The 24,765-nt window shown below is 70.1% G+C and carries 15 protein-coding genes and 1 pseudogene; 4 read left to right on the top strand and 12 right to left on the bottom strand.

Annotation, left to right across the window (positions count from 1 at the left end; genetic code table 11):
• Positions 1 to 348: 348 nt before the first annotated feature.
• From ACQEVG_RS27085 to ACQEVG_RS27070, 4 genes are all read right to left on the bottom strand, one after another.
• Positions 349 to 852 (bottom strand): ATP-binding protein, encoded by a 504-nt coding sequence (locus tag ACQEVG_RS27085; protein ID WP_432988458.1) that lies wholly within the window; start codon positions 850 to 852, stop codon positions 349 to 351.
• Between the two features lie 262 nt (positions 853 to 1,114).
• Positions 1,115 to 1,882, bottom strand: a complete 768-nt coding sequence (locus ACQEVG_RS27080) for an enoyl-CoA hydratase/isomerase family protein (RefSeq protein ID WP_432988456.1) — start codon at positions 1,880 to 1,882, stop codon at positions 1,115 to 1,117.
• 78 nt (positions 1,883 to 1,960) lie between these two features.
• Positions 1,961 to 3,208, bottom strand: a complete 1,248-nt coding sequence (locus ACQEVG_RS27075; protein ID WP_432988454.1) for a L,D-transpeptidase — start codon at positions 3,206 to 3,208, stop codon at positions 1,961 to 1,963.
• A gap of 194 nt (positions 3,209 to 3,402) precedes the next feature.
• On the bottom strand, positions 3,403 to 4,629 hold the full coding sequence (locus ACQEVG_RS27070; RefSeq protein WP_432988452.1) for an Ig-like domain-containing protein: 1,227 nt from the start codon (positions 4,627 to 4,629) through the stop codon (positions 3,403 to 3,405).
• 169 nt (positions 4,630 to 4,798) lie between these two features.
• On the opposite strand from ACQEVG_RS27070, the gene glgX reads away from it, so the two are divergent.
• The 3 genes from glgX to ACQEVG_RS27055 all read left to right on the top strand — a co-directional run bounded on the left by glgX (position 4,799) and on the right by ACQEVG_RS27055 (position 10,897).
• The gene (gene glgX, locus ACQEVG_RS27065; RefSeq protein ID WP_432988450.1) at positions 4,799 to 7,096 is read left to right on the top strand and encodes a glycogen debranching protein GlgX; all 2,298 of its coding nucleotides are present in this window, start codon (positions 4,799 to 4,801) and stop codon (positions 7,094 to 7,096) included.
• Between the two features lie 79 nt (positions 7,097 to 7,175).
• Positions 7,176 to 9,029 carry an ABC transporter ATP-binding protein gene (locus tag ACQEVG_RS27060; RefSeq protein WP_432988448.1) on the top strand — a complete coding sequence of 618 codons (1,854 nt, stop codon included), beginning with the start codon at positions 7,176 to 7,178 and terminating at the stop codon, positions 9,027 to 9,029.
• Positions 9,026 to 10,897: an ABC transporter ATP-binding protein gene (locus tag ACQEVG_RS27055; protein ID WP_432988446.1), complete on the top strand. Its 1,872-nt coding sequence runs from the start codon at positions 9,026 to 9,028 to the stop codon at positions 10,895 to 10,897. Before ACQEVG_RS27060 ends, ACQEVG_RS27055 begins: the two co-directional genes overlap by 4 nt.
• A gap of 145 nt (positions 10,898 to 11,042) precedes the next feature.
• On the opposite strand, the gene ACQEVG_RS27050 is transcribed toward ACQEVG_RS27055, so the two are convergent.
• The 8 genes and pseudogenes from ACQEVG_RS27050 to ACQEVG_RS27015 form a co-directional block, all read right to left on the bottom strand.
• Positions 11,043 to 13,076 (bottom strand): M4 family metallopeptidase, encoded by a 2,034-nt coding sequence (locus ACQEVG_RS27050; RefSeq protein ID WP_432988444.1) that lies wholly within the window; start codon positions 13,074 to 13,076, stop codon positions 11,043 to 11,045.
• Positions 13,077 to 13,451: 375 nt separating this feature from the next.
• Positions 13,452 to 13,715, bottom strand: a pseudogene (locus ACQEVG_RS27045) (alginate lyase family protein); the annotation flags it as partial.
• Between the two features lie 420 nt (positions 13,716 to 14,135).
• Positions 14,136 to 16,802 carry an alpha-glucan family phosphorylase gene (gene glgP / locus ACQEVG_RS27040; protein ID WP_432988442.1) on the bottom strand — a complete coding sequence of 889 codons (2,667 nt, stop codon included), beginning with the start codon at positions 16,800 to 16,802 and terminating at the stop codon, positions 14,136 to 14,138.
• Positions 16,803 to 16,942: 140 nt separating this feature from the next.
• Positions 16,943 to 18,229 carry an FAD-dependent monooxygenase gene (locus ACQEVG_RS27035; RefSeq protein WP_432988440.1) on the bottom strand — a complete coding sequence of 429 codons (1,287 nt, stop codon included), beginning with the start codon at positions 18,227 to 18,229 and terminating at the stop codon, positions 16,943 to 16,945.
• A 23-nt stretch (positions 18,230 to 18,252) separates the two neighbouring features.
• Positions 18,253 to 19,374, bottom strand: a complete 1,122-nt coding sequence (locus ACQEVG_RS27030) for a monodechloroaminopyrrolnitrin synthase PrnB family protein (protein WP_432988438.1) — start codon at positions 19,372 to 19,374, stop codon at positions 18,253 to 18,255.
• A gap of 122 nt (positions 19,375 to 19,496) precedes the next feature.
• Positions 19,497 to 20,912 carry an MFS transporter gene (locus ACQEVG_RS27025; protein ID WP_432988436.1) on the bottom strand — a complete coding sequence of 472 codons (1,416 nt, stop codon included), beginning with the start codon at positions 20,910 to 20,912 and terminating at the stop codon, positions 19,497 to 19,499.
• Positions 20,909 to 22,351: a 4-hydroxyphenylacetate 3-hydroxylase family protein gene (locus ACQEVG_RS27020; RefSeq protein ID WP_432988434.1), complete on the bottom strand. Its 1,443-nt coding sequence runs from the start codon at positions 22,349 to 22,351 to the stop codon at positions 20,909 to 20,911. Before ACQEVG_RS27020 ends, ACQEVG_RS27025 begins: the two co-directional genes overlap by 4 nt.
• Before the next feature lie 88 nt (positions 22,352 to 22,439).
• Positions 22,440 to 23,408 carry an AraC family transcriptional regulator gene (locus ACQEVG_RS27015; RefSeq protein WP_432988432.1) on the bottom strand — a complete coding sequence of 323 codons (969 nt, stop codon included), beginning with the start codon at positions 23,406 to 23,408 and terminating at the stop codon, positions 22,440 to 22,442.
• 120 nt (positions 23,409 to 23,528) lie between these two features.
• On the opposite strand from ACQEVG_RS27015, the gene ACQEVG_RS27010 reads away from it, so the two are divergent.
• On the top strand, positions 23,529 to 24,458 hold the full coding sequence (locus tag ACQEVG_RS27010) for an SDR family oxidoreductase (protein ID WP_432988430.1): 930 nt from the start codon (positions 23,529 to 23,531) through the stop codon (positions 24,456 to 24,458).
• Positions 24,459 to 24,765: the final 307 nt, after the last annotated feature.

The following is a 24,765-nucleotide window of genomic DNA, read 5'->3' as shown; positions in this document are numbered from 1 at the left end:
TAGGGGCGAAGCGGGCAAAATATAACGATTGACCCAATTCTGGGCGCCTGCCGGTCACCACCGACAGCATCGACCCACCAGTCGGGCAATCAAGGAATCACTCGCCCGACTTCATATTCATTCACTATTTGCGAGGCAGGTGGCCCATCTCACCTACGATTCATATCCAATATAGCGTCGTTTGCTGACCTATGTCCGTGTAAGGACTTTTGGCGAGAGAGCCCCCGTCTGCCATAGTCGGTGACACGACCCCCATTGACCCGGGCCAGGTCGTCGCAAGCCGCCGTGGATACACCCCCCCGATTCACGGCGCTCCGCAGAAGCCCCCGCCAAGGGGGCTTCTGTGTGTCAGCGGTCGGTGACCCTTATCTCGAACCAGGTGGTCTTGCCGCGCGGCAGCAGATCCACGCCCCACCGGTCGGAGAGCTTGTCGACAAGAAAGAGCCCGCGGCCGCTGGTGTCCAGCTCCTGGACCGGCATCAGACACGGCAGACCGCGCGAGGGATCGCGGACCTCGATCCTGATCCAGCCGCGGCGGCGCTGCATCCGCAGCCCGAAGACCCGCGCGCCGGTGTGTCGTACGGCGTTGCCCACGAGCTCCGACACCAGTAACACCGCGTGCTCGGCGGTCTGCGCGGGAAGCGCCCACTGACGCAGCACCACGCACTGGGTGAGTCGCCGGGCGGTGGCGGCGGACTCGGGGCGGGAGGGGAGTCGCACTTCCTCGTCCGTGGGATTGCCGAGCAACTCCAGCGCCTTGAGCCCCTGTTCGTCCTCGACCACGGGCGCCCACCGCGCCGCGGCAGAGCTGCCGCGCTGCCGCGGCTGATCCACATCTTCGAGGCCCGCCATGCCTCCATCATGGCCGCAAAGAGTGACCGTCGGGGCCGTTCCAGCGGAATAGGGCCCCCGGAACCAGCTGTTCCGGGGAGACCCATTGGCATATGACTGTGGCCGCATACCAGCCCTGATGCCCATCGTGAGCTGCACTGACGCCTTGCTTATGAATGATCGCAAAGAGCAGCGGGCCGAGGGTACTTAAGACTGTCTTAAGACTCAGCTAAGCCACACACAGGGTTGACGCCGAATGCGCAAGCGCCCAACAGGACTGAATTCAGAGGAACTTGGCCTTACCAGGACCCTCCTCCACAAAACTGCGCATCCCGCGCTCGCGGTCCTCCGTCGCGAACAGGCCCGCGAACCAGTTCCGTTCGATGGCAAGGCCCGTCTCGATGTCCGTCTCAAGACCCGCGTCGACGGACTCCTTGGCGGCACGCAGCGCCAGCGCCGGCCCCTGCGCCAGCTTCGCGGCCCAGGCGTGCGCCTGCTCGTACACCTCTGCGGCGGGGACCACACGGTCCACCAGGCCCAGCCCCAGCGCCTCGTCCGCCTTCACCATGCGACCGGTGAAAATCAGGTCCTTGGCCTTGGAGGGACCGATCAGCCGGGACAGTCGCTGGGTGCCACCGGCGCCCGGAATCAGCCCGAGCAGGATCTCCGGCTGGCCGAGCTTGGCGTTGTCCGCGGCGATCCGGAAATCGGCACAGAGCGCCAGTTCGCAACCGCCGCCCAGCGCATAGCCGGTGACGGCGGCGACGACCGGCTTGGGGATACGGGCGACGGCGGTGAAGGAGTCCTGCAGGGCCCGGGACCGTACGACCATCGCCGCGTGGTCCATGGCCTGCATCTCCTTGATGTCCGCTCCGGCCGCGAACACCTTCTCGCCGCCGTAAAGGATCACGGCCCGTACGTCGTCACGGCGCGTCGCCTCCTCTGCCAGCTCGCGCAGCCGGTCCTGGACGGCGATGTCCAGCGCGTTCATCGGAGGGCGGTCGAGACGGATGGTGCCGATGCCTTCGGAGACCTCGAGAGAAACAGTCATGAGGGCGAGGTTAGTCCCCGTTAACGCGAACGGGCCCGGTGCTGTTGCTCACAGCACCGGGCCCGTCGGGCGAAGGTGTTACTTGATCCACTCGGCCCAGGACATGTTCCAGCCGTTCAGACCGTTCTCCGGGGAGATCTGCTTGTCCTTGGAGTTCTTCACGATCACCACGTCGCCGATGATCGAGCTGTCGAAGAACCAGGCCGCCGGGGTGCCGCTGTCCCCCGCGCCGCGTGCGTCGCGCAGGCCCACACAGCCGTGGCTGACATTCGCCGATCCGAAGGTCCCGGACGAGGCCCAGTAGTTGCCGTGCACGAACGTGCCCGAGTTGGACAGACGCATCGCGTGCGGCACGTCCTTGATGTCGTATTCGCCGCCGAAGCCGACGGTGGCGCCGTTCATCCGGGTCACCTTGTACTTCTCGCTGATGACCATCTCACCGTTGTACGTGGTGGTCGACGGCGCGCCTGCGGTGATCGGGATGTCCTTGATCTGCTTGCCGTCCCGGACGACCTTCATCCGGTGCTCCTTCGCGTCCACGGTGGAGACCTGGCTGCGGCCGATGGTGAACTTCACCGTCCTGGACTGCTTGCCGTACACACCGGGGCGGCCCTCGACGCCGTCCAGATTGAGCTTCACGGTCACCTTGGTGCCCGCCGCCCAGTACTTCTCCGGCCGGAAGTCGAGGCGGTCGTTGCCGAACCAGTGGCCCTCGATCGGCACCGCCGGCAGCGCGGTCACCTTGATGGCCTTCTCGACGGCCTCGGGGTTGGTGATGCCGCGGGTGAAGTTGATCGAGACCGGCATGCCGACGCCGACCGTCGAACCGTCCTCGGGCGTGTACTGCCCGATGAAGGTGTTCTTCGGAACGAGCGTGGTGAAGCTGGTGTCCTTCGCCGACTCACGGCCGTCCGCGTCCTTCGCGACCGCGTGCACCTTGTACTTGGTGGAGCCCGCCAGATGCTGCAGCGGCTGCCAACTGGCGCCGTCCGCGGCGACCTTGCCCTCGACTGCGGCGCCCTTGTCGTCCTGGACCGTGACCGTGACCAGCTTGCCCTTGGCCGCGGTGACCTTGAGTACACCGCTGGTGGCGACCGAGGAGGCGCCGTCCTTGGGCGCTATGGTCACCACCGCCTGGGAGGCCGCGTTGCCGACCTTCCCGCCGTCCTTCCCGCCCTTGCCGTCGCTGCCCTTGTCGTCGCCGCCCCCGCACGCCGTGACCAGCAGCAGCAACGCACTCAGCACCAGAGCCGGCACAGCGGCGCCCCCACGCCTACGTCCGCCGAAGCCCCTGGCCGACGCCCCCGATATCGGCTGCCCGTTCAAAATGGTCTCTCCCCTCGCACGGCCTGGCCCCGCCACGGCCCGCACCCCCGCGCGCCTCACGCACGCACGGCGATAGATAATCACACCGTGGGTAGTGGATCGTCCCCACGAATGTCACCGTTCAGTCCCAACTTGTCCGGGGAGCTCATCTGAAGCGGTGCGGGTCCAGCAGGTCAGCGAGGTCGTGGCGAGGGTCAGTTCAGCGCGGAACCTGCCTTCCACTCCTGCCAGCCCAGGTTCCAGCCACTGAGACCATTGCTGGGATCGACCTTTTTGTCCTTCGAGTTGACGACCTCGATCACATCGCCGATCAGGGTCCGGTCGAAGAACCAGCCGGCCGGGGTGTCCTCACTGCCGCCCTTCACATCACGCAGTCCGACACAGCCGTGCGAGACGTTCACCGAGCCGAAGGTTTCTGACGCCGCCCAGTAGTTGCCGTGGATGAAGGTGCCCGAGTCGGTCAGCCGCATGGCGTGCGGGACGTCCTTGATGTCGTACTCGCCCTTTCCGTTCCGCTTCTTGAAGCCGACCGTCGCACCGTTCATCCGGGTCACGTCGAACATCTCCGCGACCACCATCTTTCCGTTGTACGTGGTCGACTTGGGCGCCCCGGCCGTGATGGGCACCTTCGCCAGGATCCCCCCGTCGCGCCGGACCTCCATGGTGTGCGCCTTCGCATCGACCAGTGAGACCTGCGAGCGGCCCACGGTGAAGGCGATGGTCCGCTGCTGGATGCCGTAGACCCCGGGCGCCGCCTCGACGTCGCGCAGCCGCAGGTCGACCGTGACCCTGGTGCCCGGCTTCCAGTACTCCCGCGGGCGGAAGTCCAGGCGCTCCTTGCCGAACCAGTGGCCGACGATCTCGACCGGCGGCTCCGAGCTGACGCGGATGGCGCGCTGGACGGCCGCGCGGTTCTCGATCTCCCGGTTGAAGTCGAAGGAGACGATCATTCCGGTGCCCACGGTCGCGCGGTTCTCCGGCTTGAAGTAGCCGATGAACCGGCGCTCGGGGACCCGGGTGGTGAACGTGGTGTGGCGGGCCGAGCGATGGCCGTGCGCGTCCAGGGCGACCACGTCGACGCTGTACTTGGCGGCGAGGTCCAGCCGGGTGCCGCGGTCCAGAGTCCAGCGCAGGCCGTCCTCGGAGATCAGACCGTGGATCTCGGTGGGCTGAGCGTCCTCGATCTGCACCACCTTGACCCGCTCGAGACGCCCGCTGGGCAGTCGCACCTCGAGAGGGCCCTGGGGGCCGACCCCCTTCGCGCCGTCCTCGGGGGTCACTCGGATGACGTCAGCGGCCGACCGCGGCTTGTTGCCGATGTCGAGGTCCCCGCCGGTGCAGCCGGTGAGCCCGGCCATCAGTCCTGCCCATGCCAGGGCGAAGGTCATGCCCTGTCCTGCCCGCTTCAGTACGTGTTTCACATACCGCCCAACGACCAGCCCCTCCAGGGGAAACGTGAGTGCAGGGCCATGTTGGGACAGGAGCAGCGCGGGCAGAACAGGTGGGAGGACCACGCGTGGGACGCTGCGGCCGGGACGCCGTGAGCCCCTTCACGTCAGCGGGGCCCGACGAGCCGCGGGAGGCCGGCAGGTGTCGAGCGCAGCCGAGCAGGAGACAGTGCAGGAGGAGGTGCCGGGCGACCTCCCCGGCCCACTCCTGGCGGCCGGGGACACGGCCGGAACCACGGCCGGAGTCAACGGCCGCCACCGGGAGCCGGGCACCGGCAGGCCATCGGTGTGGCCGGGCGCGCCGACGCCGCTCGGGGCCCGTTTCCGGGTCGGCCCCGACGGGGTCGCGGGGACCAACTTCGCGCTCTGGGCGGGCGGAGCTGAGGCGGCCGAGCTGTGCCTCTTCGACGACTCGGGGGTGGAGACGCGGCTGCCGCTGACCGAGCTGACCCATGAGATCTGGCACGGTTTCGTGCCCGGGATCCGGCCGGGGCAGCGGTACGGCTTCCGGGTGCACGGGCGCTGGGACCCGTGGACGGGCGCCCGCTGGAACCCCGCGAAGCTGCTGCTCGATCCGTACGCACGCGCGGTGGACGCGGGCCGGGGGAACGACTACTGCGAGCTGCCCGCCGAAGTGTACGGGCATGTGCGCGACTGGCCGCAGCAGCATGTCGCCGACACGGTGCGCGACGACCGGGACTCGGCCCCGTTCGTACCCAAGGGCGTCGTCGTCCACGATGACGACGACTGGTCGGACGACCGCAGGCCCAAGACCCCGTGGGCGGACTCGGTCATCTACGAACTGCATGTGCGCGGCTTCACCAAGCTCCATCCCGACATTCCGCAGGAGCTGCGGGGCACCTACGCCGGCCTTGCCCATCCGGCGGCGATCGGTCATCTCGTACGGCTCGGAGTCACCGCGGTCGAACTGCTCCCCGTGCACCAGTACGCCCACGAGGACCATCTGCTCAAGCGCGGGCTGCGCAACTACTGGGGCTACAACTCCATCGGCTACTTCGCGCCCCATGCCGCCTACTCGGCGAGCGGGACCCGCGGTGAGCAGGTAGGCGAGTTCAAACGGATGGTGCGGGCGCTGCACGCCGCCGGGATCGAGGTGATCCTCGATGTGGTCTACAACCACACTGCGGAGGCGGGTCAGCTGGGGCCGACGCTGTCCCTGCGCGGCATCGACAACCGCGGCTACTACCGGCTCCAGTCGGACGCCCGGGCGTATGCGGACTACACCGGCTGCGGCAACACCCTGCATGTGGTGAAGCCACATGTGCTGCGGCTGATCACCGATTCGCTGCGCTACTGGGTGACCGAGATGGGTGTCGACGGCTTCCGTTTCGATTTGGCGGCGGCGCTGGCCCGCTCCATGCACGACGTCGACATGCTCTCCCCCTTTCTCGCGGTCATCGCCCAGGACCCGGTGCTGCGGCGCGTCAAGCTGATCGCCGAGCCTTGGGACGTGGGCAACGGCGGCTACCAGGTGGGCGCGTTCCCCCCGCTGTGGACCGAGTGGAACGACCGGTACCGGGACGCCGTACGGGACTTCTGGCGCGGCGCGCTCCCCGACGTACGCGATCTGGGATACCGGCTCTCGGGGTCCAGCGATCTGTACGCCTGGGGCGGGCGGCGGCCGTACGCCTCCATCAACTTCGTCACCGCGCACGACGGGTTCACCCTGCGCGACCTGGTCAGTTACGAGCAGAAGCACAACGAGGCCAACGGGGAGGGCAACCGCGACGGCACGAACGACAACCGGTCCTGGAACTGCGGCGCGGAGGGCGAGACGGACGATCCGCACATCAACGCACTGCGGCGGCGCCAGGTGCGCAATCTGCTGACCACTCTGCTCGTGTCGACGGGCGTACCGATGCTGGTGGCGGGCGACGAGATGGGCCGTACGCAGGGCGGCAACAACAACGCGTACTGCCAGGACAGCGAGGTGAGCTGGCTGGACTGGTCCCTGCTGGAACGCCCAGGACCGCGCGGGGTGCTGGAGCTGACCACCCGGCTGCTGGCCGTGCGCCACCATCACCCGGTGCTGCGCCGCCGCGCCTTCTTCTCGGGCCGCGCCCATGCGGCGGACGGCCTGCGGGACCTGGCCTGGTTCACGCCGCACGGCACGGAGATGACGGAACAGGACTGGTACGCACCGGCGTCGACGCTGGCGCTCTATCTGTCGGGCCTCGACATCCCGGGACGTGACGCGCGGGGGGCGGAGGTGACGGACGACAGCTTCCTGACGATCCTGCACGCGGCGGACCGCCCGACGGGCTTCCAGCTCCCCGGCCCGCCTTGGGCGCAGACGTACGAGCTGGTGGTCGACACCTCGCGGGAGGACCAGCAGGCGGCGCCGGGAACGGTGCACGGGGGCGGGGAGACGCTGACGGTGCCGGCCCGGTCGGTGCTGCTGCTGAAGGTCAGGACGTAGAAGGTGTCCCGCGACGGCCGCGGATGCTGCCGAAAAACCACGTGAGCACTGTCAGTGGTGAACCGTAGGCTCGCAACTGATGCCCAGAACCCATGCAACTGCCAAGGAACGGTCCGCCGTGCGTACGCTGCTGCGGCTGTGGCCGTATGTACGCCCCATCCGTACTCGCCTGTTCAGCGCGGCATTCGTCGCCATCGTGGCCTCATGTCTGGGCCTGGTCATTCCGCTCGTACTGAAGTGGATGGTGGACGGCCCGGTCGCGGGCCGTGACCCCGGCGGGGTCTGGCTCGGGGCGCTGGCGCTGCTGTTACTGGGGATCGTCGAGGCGGTGCTCTTCGGGTTCAGACGATGGCTGGTGGCCCGGCCGCTCGCCGGGGTCGAGGCGGCGATGCGGGCCGACCTCTACCGGCATCTGCAGCGGCTGCCGGTGGCCTTCCACGACCGCTGGCCCTCGGGCCAGCTGCTCTCGCGCGCCACGAGCGACCTGATGCTGCTGCGCATGTTCCTGGCGTTCCCGCTGACGTTCCTGGTGGTCAATGCGACGACGATCCTCGTCGGGATCGCCATTCTGCTGGCCCAGCAGTGGTCGCTGGGGCTGGTACTGCTCACGCCGATCGTGCCGATGGTGATTCTCTGCTGGCTCTTCGAGTCGCGGTACGCGGTCGTCGCGCGGCGGGCTCAGGACCAGGTCGGCGATCTGACGACGGTCGTCGAGGAGAGTGTGCTCGGCATCCGCATCATCAAGGGCTTCGGCCGCCACCGCAGCCAGGCCCGCGCCTTCCGGGAGCTCTCGCAGCAGCTGCGCGGCACCGAGCTGGGCAAGGCGAGGCTGCTGGGCGGCATCTGGGCGCTGATCACGGGGATCCCCGAGCTGGCCATTGGTGCGGCGCTCGTGCTGGGCACGGTCCAGGTCGCGGACGGCGAACTGTCCGCGGGCACGCTCGTGGCCTTCCTGTCGACGGCGCTGGCGCTGCAGTGGCCGGTGGACTCGATCGGCTTTCTGCTGGCGCTGAGCCAGGAGGCGGCGACGGCGACGGAGCGGTACTTCGAGGTGATGGACGCGAAGGAGGAGTCGGACGCGTTCGCGGGGACGTCCGGGGCAGCGGGCCTGGCGTCCCCGGTGGCCGAGCCGACCGCGGAAGCGCGCACGCGCGCCGGGGCGGGTCCGTCCGGGGCGGCGGGCCTGGCGTTCGAAGGGGTCACCTTCCGCTATCCCGACGCGCACGCGGACTCGGCGCCCGTGCTCGCCCGAATCGACCTGCGCGTGCGGCCGGGCGAGACCATGGCTCTCGTCGGCGGCACCGGCTCCGGAAAGACCACCCTCACCGCGCTCGTCCCGCGGCTGCACGAGGTGACCGAGGGGCGGATCACGCTCGACGGCGAGGACATCGCCGCGATGCCGCGGGAGCGGCTGCGCGAGCTGGTGTCCGTCGCCTTCGAGGAGCCGACGCTGTTCTCGGCGAGCGTCGGCGAGAACGTCCTGATGGGCGCCGGAGCAGGCGCGGGCGAGCAGGAGTTGGGGCGGGCGCTCGACATCGCCCAGGCCGGCTTCGTCGGCTCCTTGCCGCAGGGCAGCGACACCCAGGTCGGCGAACAGGGCCTCACCCTCTCCGGCGGCCAGCGCCAACGCCTCGCGCTGGCCCGGGCGGTGGTCGGCCGACCGCGCTTCCTGGTGCTCGACGACCCTCTTTCGGCCCTCGACGTGCATACGGAGGCACTGGTGGAAGCGGCCCTGCGCAGCGTGCTCGAGGACACGACGGCTCTGGTGGTGGCGCACCGCCCGTCGACCGTGATGCTGGCGGACCGCGTGGCGCTGCTGTCGCAGGGCCGCATCGCGGCGGTGGGCACACATCAGGAACTGCTGCGTACGAATACCGAGTACGCGTGGCTCATGTCCGGCGTGAAAGCAAGCGCCGAGGAAGGTGTCCGATGACGTCGTCGACAACCGCCGCGCCGCCAGTCGAGCAGCCGGAGGAGCCACAGCGGCGGACGACCGCGCCCGGTGGGGACGATCCCTTCGACCGGGACGCCCTGCCCGCGCCCAAGGGCGCGACCGGCGCCCTGCTGCGGTCCCTCCTCGCGCCCCGCCGCGCGCGCGTCGCACTCGCCGGGCTGCTCCTGCTGCTCCAGCAGGCCACCGTCCAGGCCGGGCCGCTGCTCGTCGCGTACGCCATCGACCGCGGCGTGCCCGCCTTCCGGGGACGCGACTACGGGCCGCTGATCGCCGTCGCCGTGGGGTACGCCGGGTGCGCGCTCGGCGCCGGGCTGTTCCAGTACTGCTTCATCACCGCCGCCGCCCGGGTCAACCAGGACGTTCTCCTCGACCTGCGCGGCCGGATCTTCCGCCATGCCCAGGCCCTGAGCGTCGACTTCCACGAGCGCTACACCTCGGGACGGCTGATCTCCCGTTCGACGGCGGACGTTGAGTCCCTGCGTGAGCTGCTCAGCGAGGGGCTCCAGGAGCTGATCACGGTCGTCCTCGCCTTCGTCTACATCTCGTCGATGCTGCTCTGGCTCGACCTCGGCCTCGGCGGGCTCGCGGTGCTCTCGTTCGTACCGCTGTATCTGCTCGTACGCCGCTATCAGCGCCGTGTCGGCGTCGTCTTCAGCGTCCGCTCCACCGCGATCGCCGCGGTCATCGTGAAGTTCGCGGAGACGATGAACGGCATCCGGCCCGTGCGGGCCTTCCGGCGCGAGGGCGCCAACGACGCGGACTTCCGGGTACTCAACCACCGCCATGAGCGCAGCAACGGCGACAGCCTGCTGGAGATGGCGCGCTATGTCGTCGGCTCCCGGGTCGTCGCCAACGCCGCGGTCGCGGGGATCGTGCTCTGGGGCGCGTACCGGGTCGCGGGCGGGACGCTCGCGCTGGGTGTGCTGGCCGCCGCCGTGCTCTATCTGCGGCGGCTGTACGACCCGATCGACCGGCTCGGGATGTTCCTGAACTCCTACCAGTCCGCGGCGGCTTCGCTGGAGAAGATCGCCGGGCTGCTGGCCCAGACCCCGTCCGTGCCCGAGGCGCGGGACCCCAGGCAGCTGCCCGCGCTCGACGGCGAGCACCCCGGTCGCGAGGTCGTCTTCGAGGGCGTCCGTTTCGCCTACCGCACCGGCGGCGAGGTGCTGCCCCGCTTCGATCTGACCATCCCGGCCGGCCAGACGGTCGCCGTCGTCGGCTCGACCGGCGCCGGCAAGTCCACCCTCGCCAAGCTGCTGGCCCGTTTCTACGACCCGAGCGAGGGGCGGGTACTGATCGACGGCGTCGATTTGCGCGAGCTGTCCACGCCCGAACTGCGCCGCGGCGTGGTGATGGTGACCCAGGAGGCCTTCCTGTTCTCCGGAACGGTCGCCGAGAACATCGCGATCGGGCGGCCGGACGCCACCCGCGAGGAGATCGAGCGGGCCTCGAAGGCGATCGGGGCGCACGACTTCATCAGCGGTCTGCCGGACGGGTACGACACCGACGTACGCAAACGGGGCGGCCGGATCTCCGCCGGTCAGCGACAACTGGTGGGCTTCGCCCGCGCGTTGCTCGCCGACCCGGCCGTGCTGATCCTCGACGAGGCGACGAGTTCGCTCGACATCCCGGGCGAACGGGCCGTGCAGCGCGCGATGGACACGGTGCTGCACGGGCGTACGGCCGTCGTGATCGCCCACCGGCTGTCGACGGTCGAGATCGCGGACCGCGTGCTTGTGATGGAGAACGGGCGGATCGTGGAGGACGGCGCACCGGACCAACTGATCGGCGGGGACGGCAGGTTCGCGGGTCTGCACCGGGCATGGCGCGACAGTCTGGTGGGGTGAGCCACGTGCGGGATCCGCGACTGCGCGGGCAACGGCGCACTACTTCTCGGCCACCGCCGGGGTGGGGGCAAGGGCGCACGGAACGCGGAGGCTGCCCGGGGGGGCAGATGCCCCCGGGCAGCCTCGTGCGACAGGCTCAGCAGCCTCAGAAGGTGAGCTTGAAGCTGTTGATGTAGCCGGTGTCCAGCGCGGCCTTGTCCTGGACTCGCAGCTTCCAGACGCCGTTGGCCACCTCGGAGGAGGCGTTGACCGTGTAGGTCTCCTGGACGTTGTCCGCCGAGTCGGAGCCGCTGAACGGCTTCAGGTTGTACACCGTGCCGTCCGGGGCGACCAGGTCCACGACCAGGTCACCGCGCCAGGTGTGGATGATGTCCACGCCGGCCTTGAGCGTGCTCGGGGCGTTGCCCGTGCGGCCGGTGACGGTGACCGACGAGGTGACCGCCGCGCCGTTGTCCGGAATGGAGACGTCGGCGGTGTTCTCGAAGACCGTGCCGGGGCCGGGGTCGCCGCCGGGACGGGCGCCGACGTTGATGCCGGCCCACGCGTCGGTGACGGACTTGACCTCGGCGCTGGTGGCTCCGTACAGCTCCGTCGCGACCGCGATGGTGCCGGTGCGCGCCGCCGCGTAGTTGGTCGTGGAGTTGAACTTCGTGGTGAGCGCCTTGTACCAGATCAGCGCGGCCTTGTCCCGGCCGATGCCGGTCACCGGCAGTCCGTCGGAGGTCGGCGAGTCGTAGTTGACGCCGTTGATGGTCTTGGCGCCGCTGCCCTCGGAGGCCAGGTAGAACCAGTGGTTCGCCGGTCCTGAGGAGTAGTGGACGTCGATGTTGCCGATGCCCGAGTACCAGGCGTCCTTGGACGCGCCGTCCTTGCTCGGCTTGTCCTGGTAGCGCAGCGGGGTGCCGTCGCCGTTGATGTCGATCTTCTCGCCGATGAGGTAGTCGCCCTTGTCCGTGGCGTTGTTGGCGTAGAACTCGACCGCGGAGGCGAAGATGTCGGACGTCGCCTCGTTGAGGCCGCCGGACTCGCCGCTGTACACCAGCTTCGCGGTGGCGGCGGTGACACCGTGGGTCATCTCGTGCCCGGCGACGTCGATCGAGGTGAGCGGCTTGGCGTTGCCCGAGCCGTCGCCGTACGTCATGCAGAAGCAGCTGTCCTGCCAGAACGCGTTGACGTAGGCGTTGCCGTAGTGCACCCGGGAGTACGCGCCGACGCCGTCACCGCGGATGCCGGAACGGCCGTACACGTTCTTGTAGTAGTCCCAGGTGAGCCCGGCGCCGTAGGCCGCGTCGGCGCCCGCGGTCTCCGGCTCGGAGGCCTGGCCGTTGCCCCAGACGTCGTCGGAACCCGAGAACAGGGTGCCGGTGCCGCTGCTGCCGTGGTTCAGGTTGTACGTCTTGTGGCTGCCGCGCCCGGTGTCGGTGAGGTTGTACGTGGAGCCGGACTGCACGCTGCCGAGCGTCACCGAGCCGCTGTACTGCGTGTTGCCGGTGCCGTTCTCGACGCCCTGCCACTCGAAGAGCTTCTTGCCGGTGGTGGCGTCGGTGACGACGTGCAGCTCGTTCGGGGTGCCGTCGTGCTGGAGGCCGCCGACGACGGTCTCATACGCGAGAGTCGGCTTGCCCTGCGCCAGCCAGACCACCTTGCGGGGCGCGCGCTCGGCCTTGGTCCGCGCCGAACCCTCCGCCTTCGCCGCGCCCAGCGCCTGCTTCTCGGCGGTGGCCGGGGCGACATCGGCGCTGGTGTCGACGTTCTTGAGAACCGCGGTCGACGCCTTGCTGACCGACTCGGTCGCACCGGTCTTGGTCTCCGCGACCACCAGGTCACCGCCGAGGACCGGGAGTCCGCCGTAGGTGCGCTCGTAGCGGGTGTGGGTGGTGCCGTCGCGGTCCTGGGTGACATCGCGTACGACGAGCTTCTCCTGGGCGGTGAGGCCCAGTTCCTTGGCGGTGGCCGCCGTGGTGGCGCTCGCCTTGCGGATCAGCTCGGCCCGCTGGGCCGGGCTGAGGTTCAACGGCAGGGCGCCGGGGTTGGCCTTGCCTGCTTTCGCCGCTGCCGGTGCGGCGGTTGACGCCGGTTCGGCTGCGGAGGTGCCGGTCTGGAATCCGACCGCCAGGAGGGCGGCGGTGGCTATGAGAGCTCCGGTCGCGGTGGTGCGACGGCGAGGCGTGGGTCTCACGCGAACTCCTTCTGCGAGGGGGGTACCGGGCGACTGGGTAGGCCGGCCGGGCAGAGCATGCGGAGCATGTGGAGCGTGGATCGGGGGAAGAGTGGCAGCTATGGACGCCATCTGTCAGGAGCGCGTCAACAAGTTGGCCGGAACTCGTCCGTTGCCCGAATGGTCATGTTCGTTAAGCGAACGTTTCGCTGATCATCATCGCGATGCCGTCGAGGGTTCGGCGGAGCCCGACCTCGAAGCGGGTTTCGAGGTCCGGCTCGAACTCATCCTGTGTGAACAGGGTGTTGAGCGGAGGGTAGTTGCCGCTCGCCGCGATCGTTTCGAACTGTGGCTCGTTCCGTGCCGTCCACTCGTCGTCCGATGCCCGCGCCGGGCCTAGGCCGGGTTGTTCGCGTGGGTCAGGGTCTCCCACGCCACGAACAGGTTGTTGGAGCCCGCGGGCCGCTGCTGCTCGGTGAGGCGCCGGGCGTTGCTCATGTCGATGCCCAGCCGGGTGTGCAGGGCATTGAAGCCGACCTCGGTGACCGGGCCGAGCCTGTCCTTGAGGCTGCCGTCGCAGAGGTTGCCCGGCACCGGCTCGCCGAGCTGGTACTTGGCGTGCAGACCCAGCGCGTACCGGAGCCGGTCGGCGATCTCCGGACGGCTGACGAGCACCCCGGGGTGGGTGAAGTTCCCGGGCGCGGCCGCCTGTTGCGCCTTCGCGGCCTGGTGGGCGGGGTCTTTCACGGCCGAGGCCGGGGCCGCCAGTACGGCGGGCGGCACTCCTGCGAGGACGGCGGCGAGGACCGACAGCAGCAGCTTCGGTCTGCGCAGGGCGCGCGATCCGGTACGCATGGGGGGGTGCCTTCCGGGTGTGGGGGTGGGCCAACCGCGTTCACTCATATGAACATTGGGCGCGAGAGTGAACTCGGTGGTGGCTCAGGAAACTAAAGGCATCCCATGGGCACGTCAAGACTCTGACTTCACGCCATGAAAAAGGGCGCCCGTTCGGCGCCCGTCAATACGGCTCGGTGCGGACGGGCCGAAACCCGTCCGCACCGTGGATCAGCGCGCCCTCCTTCAGCGCATCAGCACTCCCGCGCCCTCCCCCGTCGCCTCCGTCGGCAGCGCGACCAGACCCAGGTCCGCGCTGGCCGCGAGCAGCGGATGGGCGGGCAGAATGCGCACCGTATAGCCGAAGGGCCCCGTGCGGCCGAGGGAGAGCGGCCCCTCGTACACCCAGCGGCCCTCCAGGTCCGGGCCGCCCGCCGGCTTCAGCGGCGAGGTCTGCGCGTCGCCGATCGCGTCGTCGGAGTCGACGCGGCCCGCCACCGCCTGCACCTCCACATCGTCCGGCTGGAGTCCGCCGAGGGCGACCCGCACCCGCAGCGCGAGCGTGTCGCCGAGCTCCGCCGTGCCGGATGCCGCGGCCTGTTCAAGAGCCTCCACATGGTCGACGGCCACCTGCGGCCAGGCCACCCGAACCCGCGCCTTCCAGGCCGCCAGCTCCCGGGCGGTGTCCGCGTCCAGGGCCCGGTGGGCCTGGGCAGCGGGGGCGTACAGCCGCTCCACGTACTCACGCACCATGCGGCCCGCGAGCACCTTGGGGCCGAGGGTGGACAGCGTGCGCCGGACCATCTCGATCCAGCGCTGAGGCAGTCCGCCGGCCCCACGGTCGTAGAAGCGCGGCGCGACCCGGTTCTCGATCAGCTCGTACAGCGCGGCCGCCTCCAGCTCGTCACGGCGGTCCTCATCGGTCGCCGAGCCGTCCGCGGTCGGGATCGCCCAGCCGAAGTCCGGCTCGAACCACTCGTCCCACCAGCCGTCCAGGACGGACAGGTTGAGACAGCCGTTCAGCGCCGCCTTCATCCCGCTCGTGCCGCACGCCTCGAGCGGTCGCAGCGGATTGTTCAGCCACACGTCGCAGCCGGGGTAGAGCTTCTTTGCCATCGCCATGCCGTAGTCGGGCAGGAAGACGATCCGGTGCCGCACCCGCGGATCGTCCGCGAACTTCACCAGCTCCTGTACGAGGCGTTTGCCGCTGTCGTCCGCCGGGTGCGCCTTGCCCGCGACGACGATCTGGATCGGCCTGGTCGGATGCAGCAGCAGCTCCATCAGCCGGTCCCGGTCGCGCAGCATGAGCGTGAGCCGCTTGTACGACGGGACCCGGCGGGCGAAGCCGATGGTGAGCACATCGGGGTCGAGCACCCCCTCGACCCAGCCCAGTTCGGCGGCGCCGGCGCCACGCTGCCGCCAGGAGGCGCGCAGCCGGTCGCGCACCTCCATGACGAGCTGTTCGCGCAGCTCCCGGCGGAGCTCCCAGATCTCGGCGTCCGGGATGTCCGTGACGGTGTCCCAGCGCTGCGGGCCGCCGACGGACAGGGCGTCCTCGGCGCGGCTTGCGCCGATCTGGCGCGCGCCGAGCCGGAACACTTCGGGCGCCACCCAGGTCGGCGCGTGCACGCCGTTGGTGACCGAGGTGATCGGCACCTCCTCGGCGTCGAAGCCGGGCCACAGCCCGGCGAACATTCCGCGGCTGACGGCGCCGTGGAGGGTGGAGACCCCGTTGGCGCGCTGGGCCAGCCGCAGTCCCATCACCGCCATGTTGAAGAGGTTGGGCTCGCCACCCGGGTAGGTCTCCATGCCGAGCTGGAGCACCTTCTCGACCGGGACCCCGGGCAGCTCCCCGCGCTCGCCGAAGTGACGGGCGACGAGTTCCCGGTCGAAGCGGTCGATACCCGCGGGCACCGGGGTGTGGGTGGTGAACACGGTGCCGGCGCGCACGGCTTCGAGAGCAGCGTCGAAGTCGAGCCCCCGGCCGCCGTCCTCCGGGGACTCGCCGAGTTCGCGGATGCGCTCCAGGCCGAGGAAGCCGGCATGCCCCTCGTTGGTGTGGAACACCTCGGGCTCGGGGTGGCCGGTCAGCCGACAGTAGGTACGCACCGCGCGTACGCCACCGATGCCCAGCAGCATCTCCTGGAGCAGCCGGTGCTCGCTGCCGCCGCCGTACAGCCGGTCGGTGACATCGCGCTCGCCGGAGCCGTTCTCCTCGACGTCCGAGTCGAGCATGAGCAGCGGTACGCGACCGACGTGCGCGACCCAGATGTGCGCGCGCAGCGAGCGGCCGCCGGTGAGTGCGAGACAGACCTGGGCGGGTGTCCCGTCGGGCTCCCGCAGGAGACTGACGGGAAGTTCGTTCGGGTCGAGGACGGGATAGTGCTCCTGCTGCCAGCCGTCGCGGGACAGGGACTGGCGGAAGTAGCCGTGCCGGTAGAGCAGCCCGACGCCGATCAGCGGTACGCCGAGGTCGCTGGCTGCCTTGAGATGGTCGCCGGCGAGGATGCCGAGACCGCCGGAGTACTGGGGCAGTGCGGCGGTGACGCCGAACTCGGGCGAGAAGTAGGCGACCGCGGCAGGGAATTCGGTCCCTTCGGATGTGCCTGCGCCGCCGTGAGCCTGGTACCACCTGCGTCCGTGCAGATAGTCGTCCAGGTCGTCGGCGACGGCGGACAGCCTGCGCAGAAAGCGCCGGTCGCCGGCCAGTTCCGCGAGCCGGGCTGCGGATACGGCCCCGAGCAGCCGTACGGGGTCGCCGCCCGCCGACTGCCATTCCTCGGGGTCGACGGACTGGAAGAGGTCACGGGTCTCGGCATGCCAGGACCAGCGCAGATTGCGCGCGAGGTCGCTGAGCGGTCGGAGAGGTTCGGGGAGGACGGGGCGGACGGTGAATCGACGAATGGCCTTCACAGGTTCCACCTTCGCAGGGGAGGTACGCATCCGAGGGGACGCACGACGGTGTGCGTCCTTTCCGTCACCCATGACGGTATCTGTACCCCGCCCTCCGCAGCCACGGCGCGCGGCCGTCCGGGGGGCGCTCGCCGGGGCGTTCAGCGCGGCGAACGCGTCGCCAGGTCGTACGGGGACCCCCGGTTGACGGTCCCGGGGTCGAAGGCTCCGGTGGCCGCGTACCGGGCGGCGATCTCGGCGAGTTCCGCCTGCGGGATCACCTCGTCGATGTCGCTGAAGCCGCCGGGGGCCCGCTGGTGGGCCAGGCTGATGACGACCTCGGGGCCGAGCTGCCGGTTGGACTGCTGGAGTTCACTCATGGCGGGCCTGCGCTCGGCCTCGAATGCCGCGAGCGCGTCGGCGGGGTCGGCGTGCAGTGCCATGGCGTGGGCGAGTGCGCGGCCGTCGACGATGGACTGGGTCGCGCCGTTGGAGCCGACCGGGTACATGGCGTGGGCCGCGTCGCCGATCAGCGTCGTACGGCCGTGGGACCAGCGCGCGAGCGGCTCGCGGTCCACCATGGGGTACTCGTACGCGGTGTCGGCGGCCCGGACCACGTCGGGGACGCTGACTCCGTCGAACTCCCAGCCTTCGTAGTGGTGCAGGAACGATTCGACGGGGACCCGACGGTTCCAGTCGCCGCGCCAGGCGTCCTCGACGGAGTCGGCCGGCATCACAAGCGCCCAGTTGACCAGCACCTCGCCCGTGTCCCCGGCGGGCTCGGTGAGGGGGTAGACCACGGCCTTGCGGCGGTCGTCGCCCGCGATGAACATGAAGGTCCCGATGCGGTGGGCGGGTATCCGGGAGACGCCCCGCCAGATGAGCATGCCGTTCCACGGCGGTTCGCCCTCGCCCGGATTGAGCGCGGCCCGGACGGCGGAGCGGATGCCGTCGGCGCCGATGAGGACATCGGGTTCGAGCGATGCCTTGCCGCGCCGTGCGCCGTCGCGGTGCTCCAGCTGGACCCGGGGTCTGCCGTCGGGCAGCGGTTCGACGCCGGTCACCTTGACGCCGCCGACCAGGGCGCCGCGGCCGAGCCGGGTGCGTACCGCCTCGGCGAGCGCGAGCTGGAGTTCGCCGCGGTGGATGGAGAGCTGGGGCCAGTGGTATCCGGCGCCCAGGCCGCGCCGGTCGCGGGAGATGAGACCGCCGCTGCAGTGGTAGTAGCGCAGCTCCCGGGTGCGTACGGCGCGCTCTTCGAGCCGGTCGAGCAGGCCGAGTGCGTCGAGTTCGCGGACCGCGTTGGGCATGATGTTCAGCCCGGCGCCGATCGGCTGGATGTCGCGGACCGTCTCGACGACGGTGATGCGCTGGAATCCGGCGGTGTGCAGGGCGAGTGCCGCGGTCAGACCGGCGATTCCACCGCCGGCGATCATTATGTGGGGCATGGGGAGGGACCTCCTGGGGACGGTCAGGCGACGGGGGTGCGCGGCCGCTCGGCGGACTGGCGCACGAGGGTCTCGTTGTCCCGGGTCAGGTCGAGCACCGCGCGTAGAAGTTCGATCGGGGCCCCTCCGCTGCCCACTTCATAGTGGCGCACCTCCTCGCTGTACGCCTTGCGGGCGATGGTCATATGGCGGGCGCGGAAGGTCTTGAGGATGCGCAGCACACGTACGAGGGACACGGCGGACGCGGCGAGCTGCGGCGGCAGCCGTTCGGCGTCCTCCCAGCTGATGGCGGCGGACAGCTTGGAGACCGCGGAGGTGCCGCCCCGGTGCGCGGCGTAGTGGTCGCGCCAGGAGGGGAGGCTGTACCGCATCGACTCGTCGAGGAACGCGTCGTAGGCGGGGTCGCTGCGGTCGCTCTGCCACAGCGTCAGATCGACCAGCCAGAGCGGCACCTGGGCGGCGGCGGGGCCGAGATAGTCGACGCCCGCGATGTCGATCTCCTCGAAGTAGGAGCGCATCTCCTTGGCGAAGAAGACCGGGGAGACATTGGCGACGGTGAAGTCGATGGAGTCGACCATGGACCGCACATGCTGGGCGGTGCGCTCGAGCGAGAGGGAGAAGCCCGGTTCGTACGGCTCCATCCGGGCGAGCTCGGCGCAGGTGCCGAGAGCGGTCACCAGGCTGGGGAAGACCATCCGGACCGCGTCCTGGAGATTGCCCTCCATGGTGTGCCCGGTGTACATGCGCTGCCGGGCGCCGCGAGGGTTCCACGTCGTGTAGTGGTGCACGGTGTCGCGCGGCACCATGTCGGTGCGCCTGCCCAGCTCCTCCAGCACCGGCAGGACTTCGGGGACCGCCGCGACGGGCTCGGTGCCGTGCCGTTTGAGCGAGCCGAGGAGGATGCCCAGGTCGCGCATCGCGGCGAGCGCGTCGGTGACGGCAAGGGCGGCGACCCGGTCGGGGTCGGGCACCAGGGTGCGCAGGGCGACGGTGAGCGCGGGCACATCGGCGTCGGCATTCATCGCGGGCAGTGCGGCGAGCAGGGCGTCGGCGCCGAGCGGATCGGCCGCGCGTATCTCGGCTATCCGGTAGCGCGGTTCGCCCCCGAGATCGGGACCGGGCGCGACTAGGTCGTACAGGGTCAACGGAATGCCCCCCTCGGGCAATGTCACTTCAATGGGTGGAATGCGGGGTTGCTCGCGTCCACGGTCACCGGACGCTTCCGCCGCATGCGTGCGCGTGTGCCGCACGCTCTCGCCTCACACGGTCACTCCAAGGCGCCGCCCACACGGTCCTGGCGCGGGGGCGCCATGGCGGGCACGGGCAGCCGAAGCCGTACGGAGAGCAGGGCGGCCAGGGCCGCGAAGGCGGCTCCCACCAGCAGCGCGGAGCGGAAGCCGGCGGTCTGGGCGCCGGCCGTCGCGCCATGTCCGGCGGTGGCGACGGCCACCAGGACGGCGAGCCCGAGGACCGAGCCGAACTGCTGGCTGGTGTTGATGAGTCCGGAGGCGATTCCGGTCTCCTCGGGCGCCGCCTCGGCGGTGGCGGCCACATTCGTGGTGACCATGACCAGGGGCAGGGCGACGCCGAGCACCAGGCTGGGCGCGAGGACGGTGGTGAAGAAGGTGCCGTCGGCGGTGAGTGCGAGCCCGAGCCACATCATTCCCGAGAAGAGCAGTCCGAAGCCGAGTGTCATGGCGGGCCTGAGCCCGATCCGGTGGATGAGGCGGCCGGTCCCCGGTGCGACGGCGACGACGACCAGCGACAGCGGCAGCAGTCCGAGGCCGCCGGTCAGCGGGGGCTGTCCGAGCACGCTCTGCAGATAGAGGCTGACCAGGAAGAACATCGGGAACAGCGCCATCTGGGCAAGCGCGCTGAGGATGTTGGCGTCGCGCAGTGCGGGGCGCCGGAGCACTGCGGGCGGCACCAGCGGGCGGGCGATGCGCGACTCGAGTACGGCGAAGGCGGCGAGCAGGAGGAGTCCCGCGCCGCCCGCGGCGAGGGTGCGCGGGCCGGTCCAGCCCGCCTCACCCGCGCCGACGAGTGCGTACGCGACCAGGCCCAGGCCGCCGGTGGCGGTGAGCGCTCCGCCGATGTCGAAGCCGGCACCGGCGCTGCGCGTCCCCCCGTTGAGAACGCGCAGTGCCAGTGCCGCGAGGACAAGACCGAGCAGCACATTGAGCCAGAAGGTGGAACGCCAGCCGAACAGATCGGTGAGCACCCCGCCGAGCACGGTGCCGGTGACGCCGCCGAGTCCGCCCATCGCGGCGAACGCACCGAGTGCCTTGTGCCGTCCGGGCCCGTCCGGGAACAGGCTCAGCAGCAGCGCGAAAGCGGCCGCGGCGGCAAGGGCCGCGCCCATGCCCTGCACGGCCCGCGCGGCGATGAGGACGCCCTCGGTCCCGGCCAGTCCCCCGGCCGCGGAGGCGGCGGCGAGCAGGCCGAGGCCGGTGAGATAGAGCCGCCGGTGGCCGAGGAGATCGGCGGCCCGGCCGCCGAGCAACAGCAGCCCGCCGAAGGTGATCAGATAGGCGTTGGCCACCCAGGACAGTCCGGCCGAGCCGGAGCCGAGGTCCTCGCCGACCGACGGCAGCGCGACATTGATGATCGCCGTGTCCATGATCAGCAGTAGCTGGGTGGAGGCGAGCAGCGAGAGCGCGGCGCCCGGACGGGTCGAGGTCATTGGCCGGTCCCCAGACCCTGTCCGAGCCCATAGCCGTCGAGACAGGTCCGGGCCAGGTTCTCGCAGTTCTCGGCGCCGCCCGCCCATGTCTGCATGGTCAGATAGACATGCGGGGCCCCGTGGTAGAAGCGCTCGTACTGCTCGTGGCGCGCGGCGAACTCCGAACCGAGCGCGTCCCAGGCCAGCTTGAGCAGCTTGATCCGGTCCTCGGCCGGGGTGCCGGGCGCCCGCAGATAGGTCGAGAGGACCGGGCCGATCTCGGGGTGGAGCAGATCCTCGGCCGAGGCGGGCAGCTGGATGATCGAGCCGCCCGCGAGCTGCTTGATCTCCTGGACGGCGCGCGGATACAGCTCGCCGGCCATGATGCGCTGGGCATGGGAGATCTCCGTGCCCGGCATCACCCCGCCGCGGCCGCCGTCGACCTGTTCGTACGAGGCCTCGGCGGCCAGCACGAAGGCCTTTGCCTGGGCGACCATGCCGAGGAGCCGTCCCACCGCCTGGGTCACGGGCGGCAGTTGGTAGGTGTTGCCGGCCCGGGTCAGCAGGATGGCGAGGCCAGTGAGGAATTCGAGCTTGGTCCAGAAGCGGGTGGCGGCCTGGTGGACGAAGTTGAGGTAGGCCGGGGTCTGCCACCACATGGCGGCGGTGGCCTCCACGTTGCGGTAGGTCAGCACCCGCTCCCAGGGCACGAAGACGTCGTCGCACACCAGCAGCGAGTCGTTCTCGTCGAAGCGGGACGAGAGCGGATTGTCGAAGACGCCACGCGCCTGGGCCTCGTACGACGTGCGCGAGACGAACTTCAGCCCGCGGGTGCCGACCGGGACGGAGAAGCAGAGGGCGTGGTCGACGTCCCCGGGGGCGAGCGGCTCGATGGTGCCGACGATCACCTCGTCGGCGAAGACCGCGCCGGTGCCGATCATCTTGGCGCCGCGTACCACGATCCCGCCGTCCTGCTCCTCGACGACCCGCACCACCAGGTCGTCGTCCCCCTTGCCGGAGTGCGGGTTGGTGATGGTGAACGCCGAGTACAGACTGCCCTCGGCGAGCCTGCGGTGGTACGCGAGGGCGTTGGCGGCGCCGTCGAAGGTGTCGGTGGTGAAGATGTGCGGCACGGCGGCGAAGCCCGCGGCACCGCCCGCCATGTAGTCGGGCGTACGGCCCAGGAAACCGAAGCTCGACTCGGCCCACACCTTGTACGCCCTGCGGCGCCCGACGAGGTCTTCGTAGCTGCGCGGCACGGCGTAGGCGCGGTGGACGCCACCGGATACGAGTACGTCGCGGTGGACGGGGTCGTGAGCCAGGTCGTACAGGTGCGCGACGGACGCGGCGGTGTTGCGGAACGCGGCGTGACGGGTGATGTCCTTGACGCGCTCGCCGTCGAGCCACACCTCTCGCCCGTCCTGCAGCGATTCGAGGTATTCCTGGCCGGACCTTGTCAACGTCTCTCCTCAAACGGAATGTCCCCCGACACAGCCGAGCCTCGCTCCAGCCATGGACGCTGGGCAATGAACGACCGTCCAGCGGTGATTAAGAACCGGCCAGTGATGCAGCTGAGGGGCTTCCCGTTCGGTACTCTCCCGGCGTCATGCCGTACCACTTACGGAAGGCGAGGTGAAAGCCGACAGCGCTGTGGTACCCGACGCGCTCCGGCACCGCCGACTGGGGCAGCGTGGTTTCGGCCAGCAGCCGGGCCGCCTCCTGCATCCGACGGCCGGTCAGATGCCGGGCGGGCGCCTCGCCGACGAGCTCCCGGAAGGCGGCGGTGAACGCGGAGCGGGACATGCCGACCTCGCGGGCGAGCGACTCGATGGTCCACGGCTCGGCGAACCGGGTCGCGATGATCACCATCGCCTTGCTGATGCCGGGATGGCGTAACACGGGCAGCGCGGAGGGGTTACGGGCGAGTTCGCGCAGCAGCGGCCGCAGCGCGAGCACCAACGCCATCTCGAAGGCGCGCAGTGTGATCAGCCGGTCGCCGGGTCCCACCGGGCGGTCGGTGGCGGCGAGCAGCCGCAGCGTGTCGCGCAGCAGCGGCTCCTTGTCCACCTGGGTGCGATCCAGCACCAGTGCCCAGGGCAGCGCCTTGTAGAGGCCGGTGGCCGCGGAGGCGTCGTAGTGCAGCCCCGCGCAGAGCAGCCTGCTCTCCGGGCCCTCGCCGTCGATCCGGATCTCGCCCGAGGTGCCGGGTGCCCGCTCGGGCAGCACGGCGGCCAGCGCGAGGCCCCGCCGGTCGGGCCGGTCGGCGAGCCGGTGGGCGGTGCCGGTGGGGAATACGGCGAGGTCACCCTCGTGCATTTCGATCGGGGTCTGGTCATCGGCGGTGATCCAGCAGCCGCCCTGGGTGATGAAGTGGAGTACGGCGCAGCTCTGTTCTGCGTCGCCCTCGATGGCCCAGGGGGCGCGGACATGCCAGCGGCTGTCAAAGACCCCCGTGAGACGCAGGGGTTTGAGCAGCTCGCTGAGGAGATCCTCGCCTTCGCGCTCCGTCGGTTCCATGGACGATCCTTCAACTCCCGCCCCGGTTTGTTAATTGATCGGCCGAAGCCGCCGAAGCGAGCCTGGAAGAGCCGTTCACGGCAGCAGCTGCCACACCCTATCGAAGGGCTCTTCAGACTCATGTCCGATCACAATCCGATGCGCGTAGCGGTCGTGGGGGCGACCGGCTTCCAGGGCGGTGCGACGGCCCGTCTGCTGGCGGAGCGTAACCACCGCGTCCGCACGCTGAGCCGCAAACCAGAGGCGGACCGGCCGGAGCTCCACGGCATCTCGGTCGCGGGCGGGGACCTCGGGCGCTACGAGGACGTACGCCAGCTCTTCGAGGGGGCCACGCACGCGGCGGTGATGATGCCCCTGGTGTACCAGGCCGAGAAGGTCATGCGGTACGCCCAGCACATCGCGAAGGCGGCGCGCGAGGCGGGCGTGCGGCGGCTCGTCTACAACTCCAACACCCGTGTCCCGGACCGCACAACGAATGTGGCGGCCTTCGAGACGCGCCGCCTGGCGGAGACCGTGTTCCGCGAGAGCCTTGCGCAGAGCGGCGTGGAGGTGGTGGTGGTACGGCCGCCGGTCTATCTGGACAACCTCTTCAGCCCGTGGAACGGCCCGGCCCTGGTGAACGAGGGCGTGCTCGCCTATCCCCTGCCCACCGACGCGCCCACGGCCTGGATCTCCCACCGCGACCTGGCGGAGGCGGTCTATGCGGCGCTCACCGTGGACGGCGTGGCGGGCCGTGCGTTCGACATCGGCGGCGCGCAGACGCTGACGGGCGACGAGCTGGCGAAGGCGTTCGGCCAGGGTCTGGGCCGCGAGGTCCGCTACGTCCATCTGGAGCCGGCCGTCTTCGAGCAGGGCCTCGCACAGATCCTGGGGCCGGAGTCGGCGGCCGGGGTGGCGGGGATCTACCACTACATGGCGACGGGCCTGGAGCCGGGCCTGATGGCGGGCGACCGGGGGGAGTCGGCGGCCGCGCTCTCCCTGAAGCCGGCCGAGGTGGACGAGTGGGTGGCACGCCGGCCGTGGCAGATGTGGTCGGGTGAGCAGCCGTGAGCCGGAAGAGGCCCGAGCCGAGCTGGGGTGCGTAGGAAGAAGAACCGGACCACTGGGACCGGCCTCGTCATCAGGACGCGGCCGGTCTCTCCGCGTCCCGCCTCTCTTGTGCGAGCACCTACGTCCTAGTAGTTAACAAAGCACCGGATTGCCCACCCGAAGACCGTGGGAAGGCTCATTCGGTACGGGGGCCACCGCACGCTTCTCAACATTCTTCCGCCCACCCGAGTGAACGCGGACAGGAGCGGCCATGCCCGCAGCCCGCCAGTCGTCGACTGAGCAGCTACAAAGAACCCACCAGCCCCGC

The organism is Streptomyces sp. CA-135486, from assembly GCF_050936555.1.
Lineage (GTDB): Bacteria > Actinomycetota > Actinomycetes > Streptomycetales > Streptomycetaceae > Streptomyces.
The sequence above is the reverse complement of the archived record's forward strand: the minus strand, read 5'-3'. Positions and strand labels throughout refer to the sequence as shown.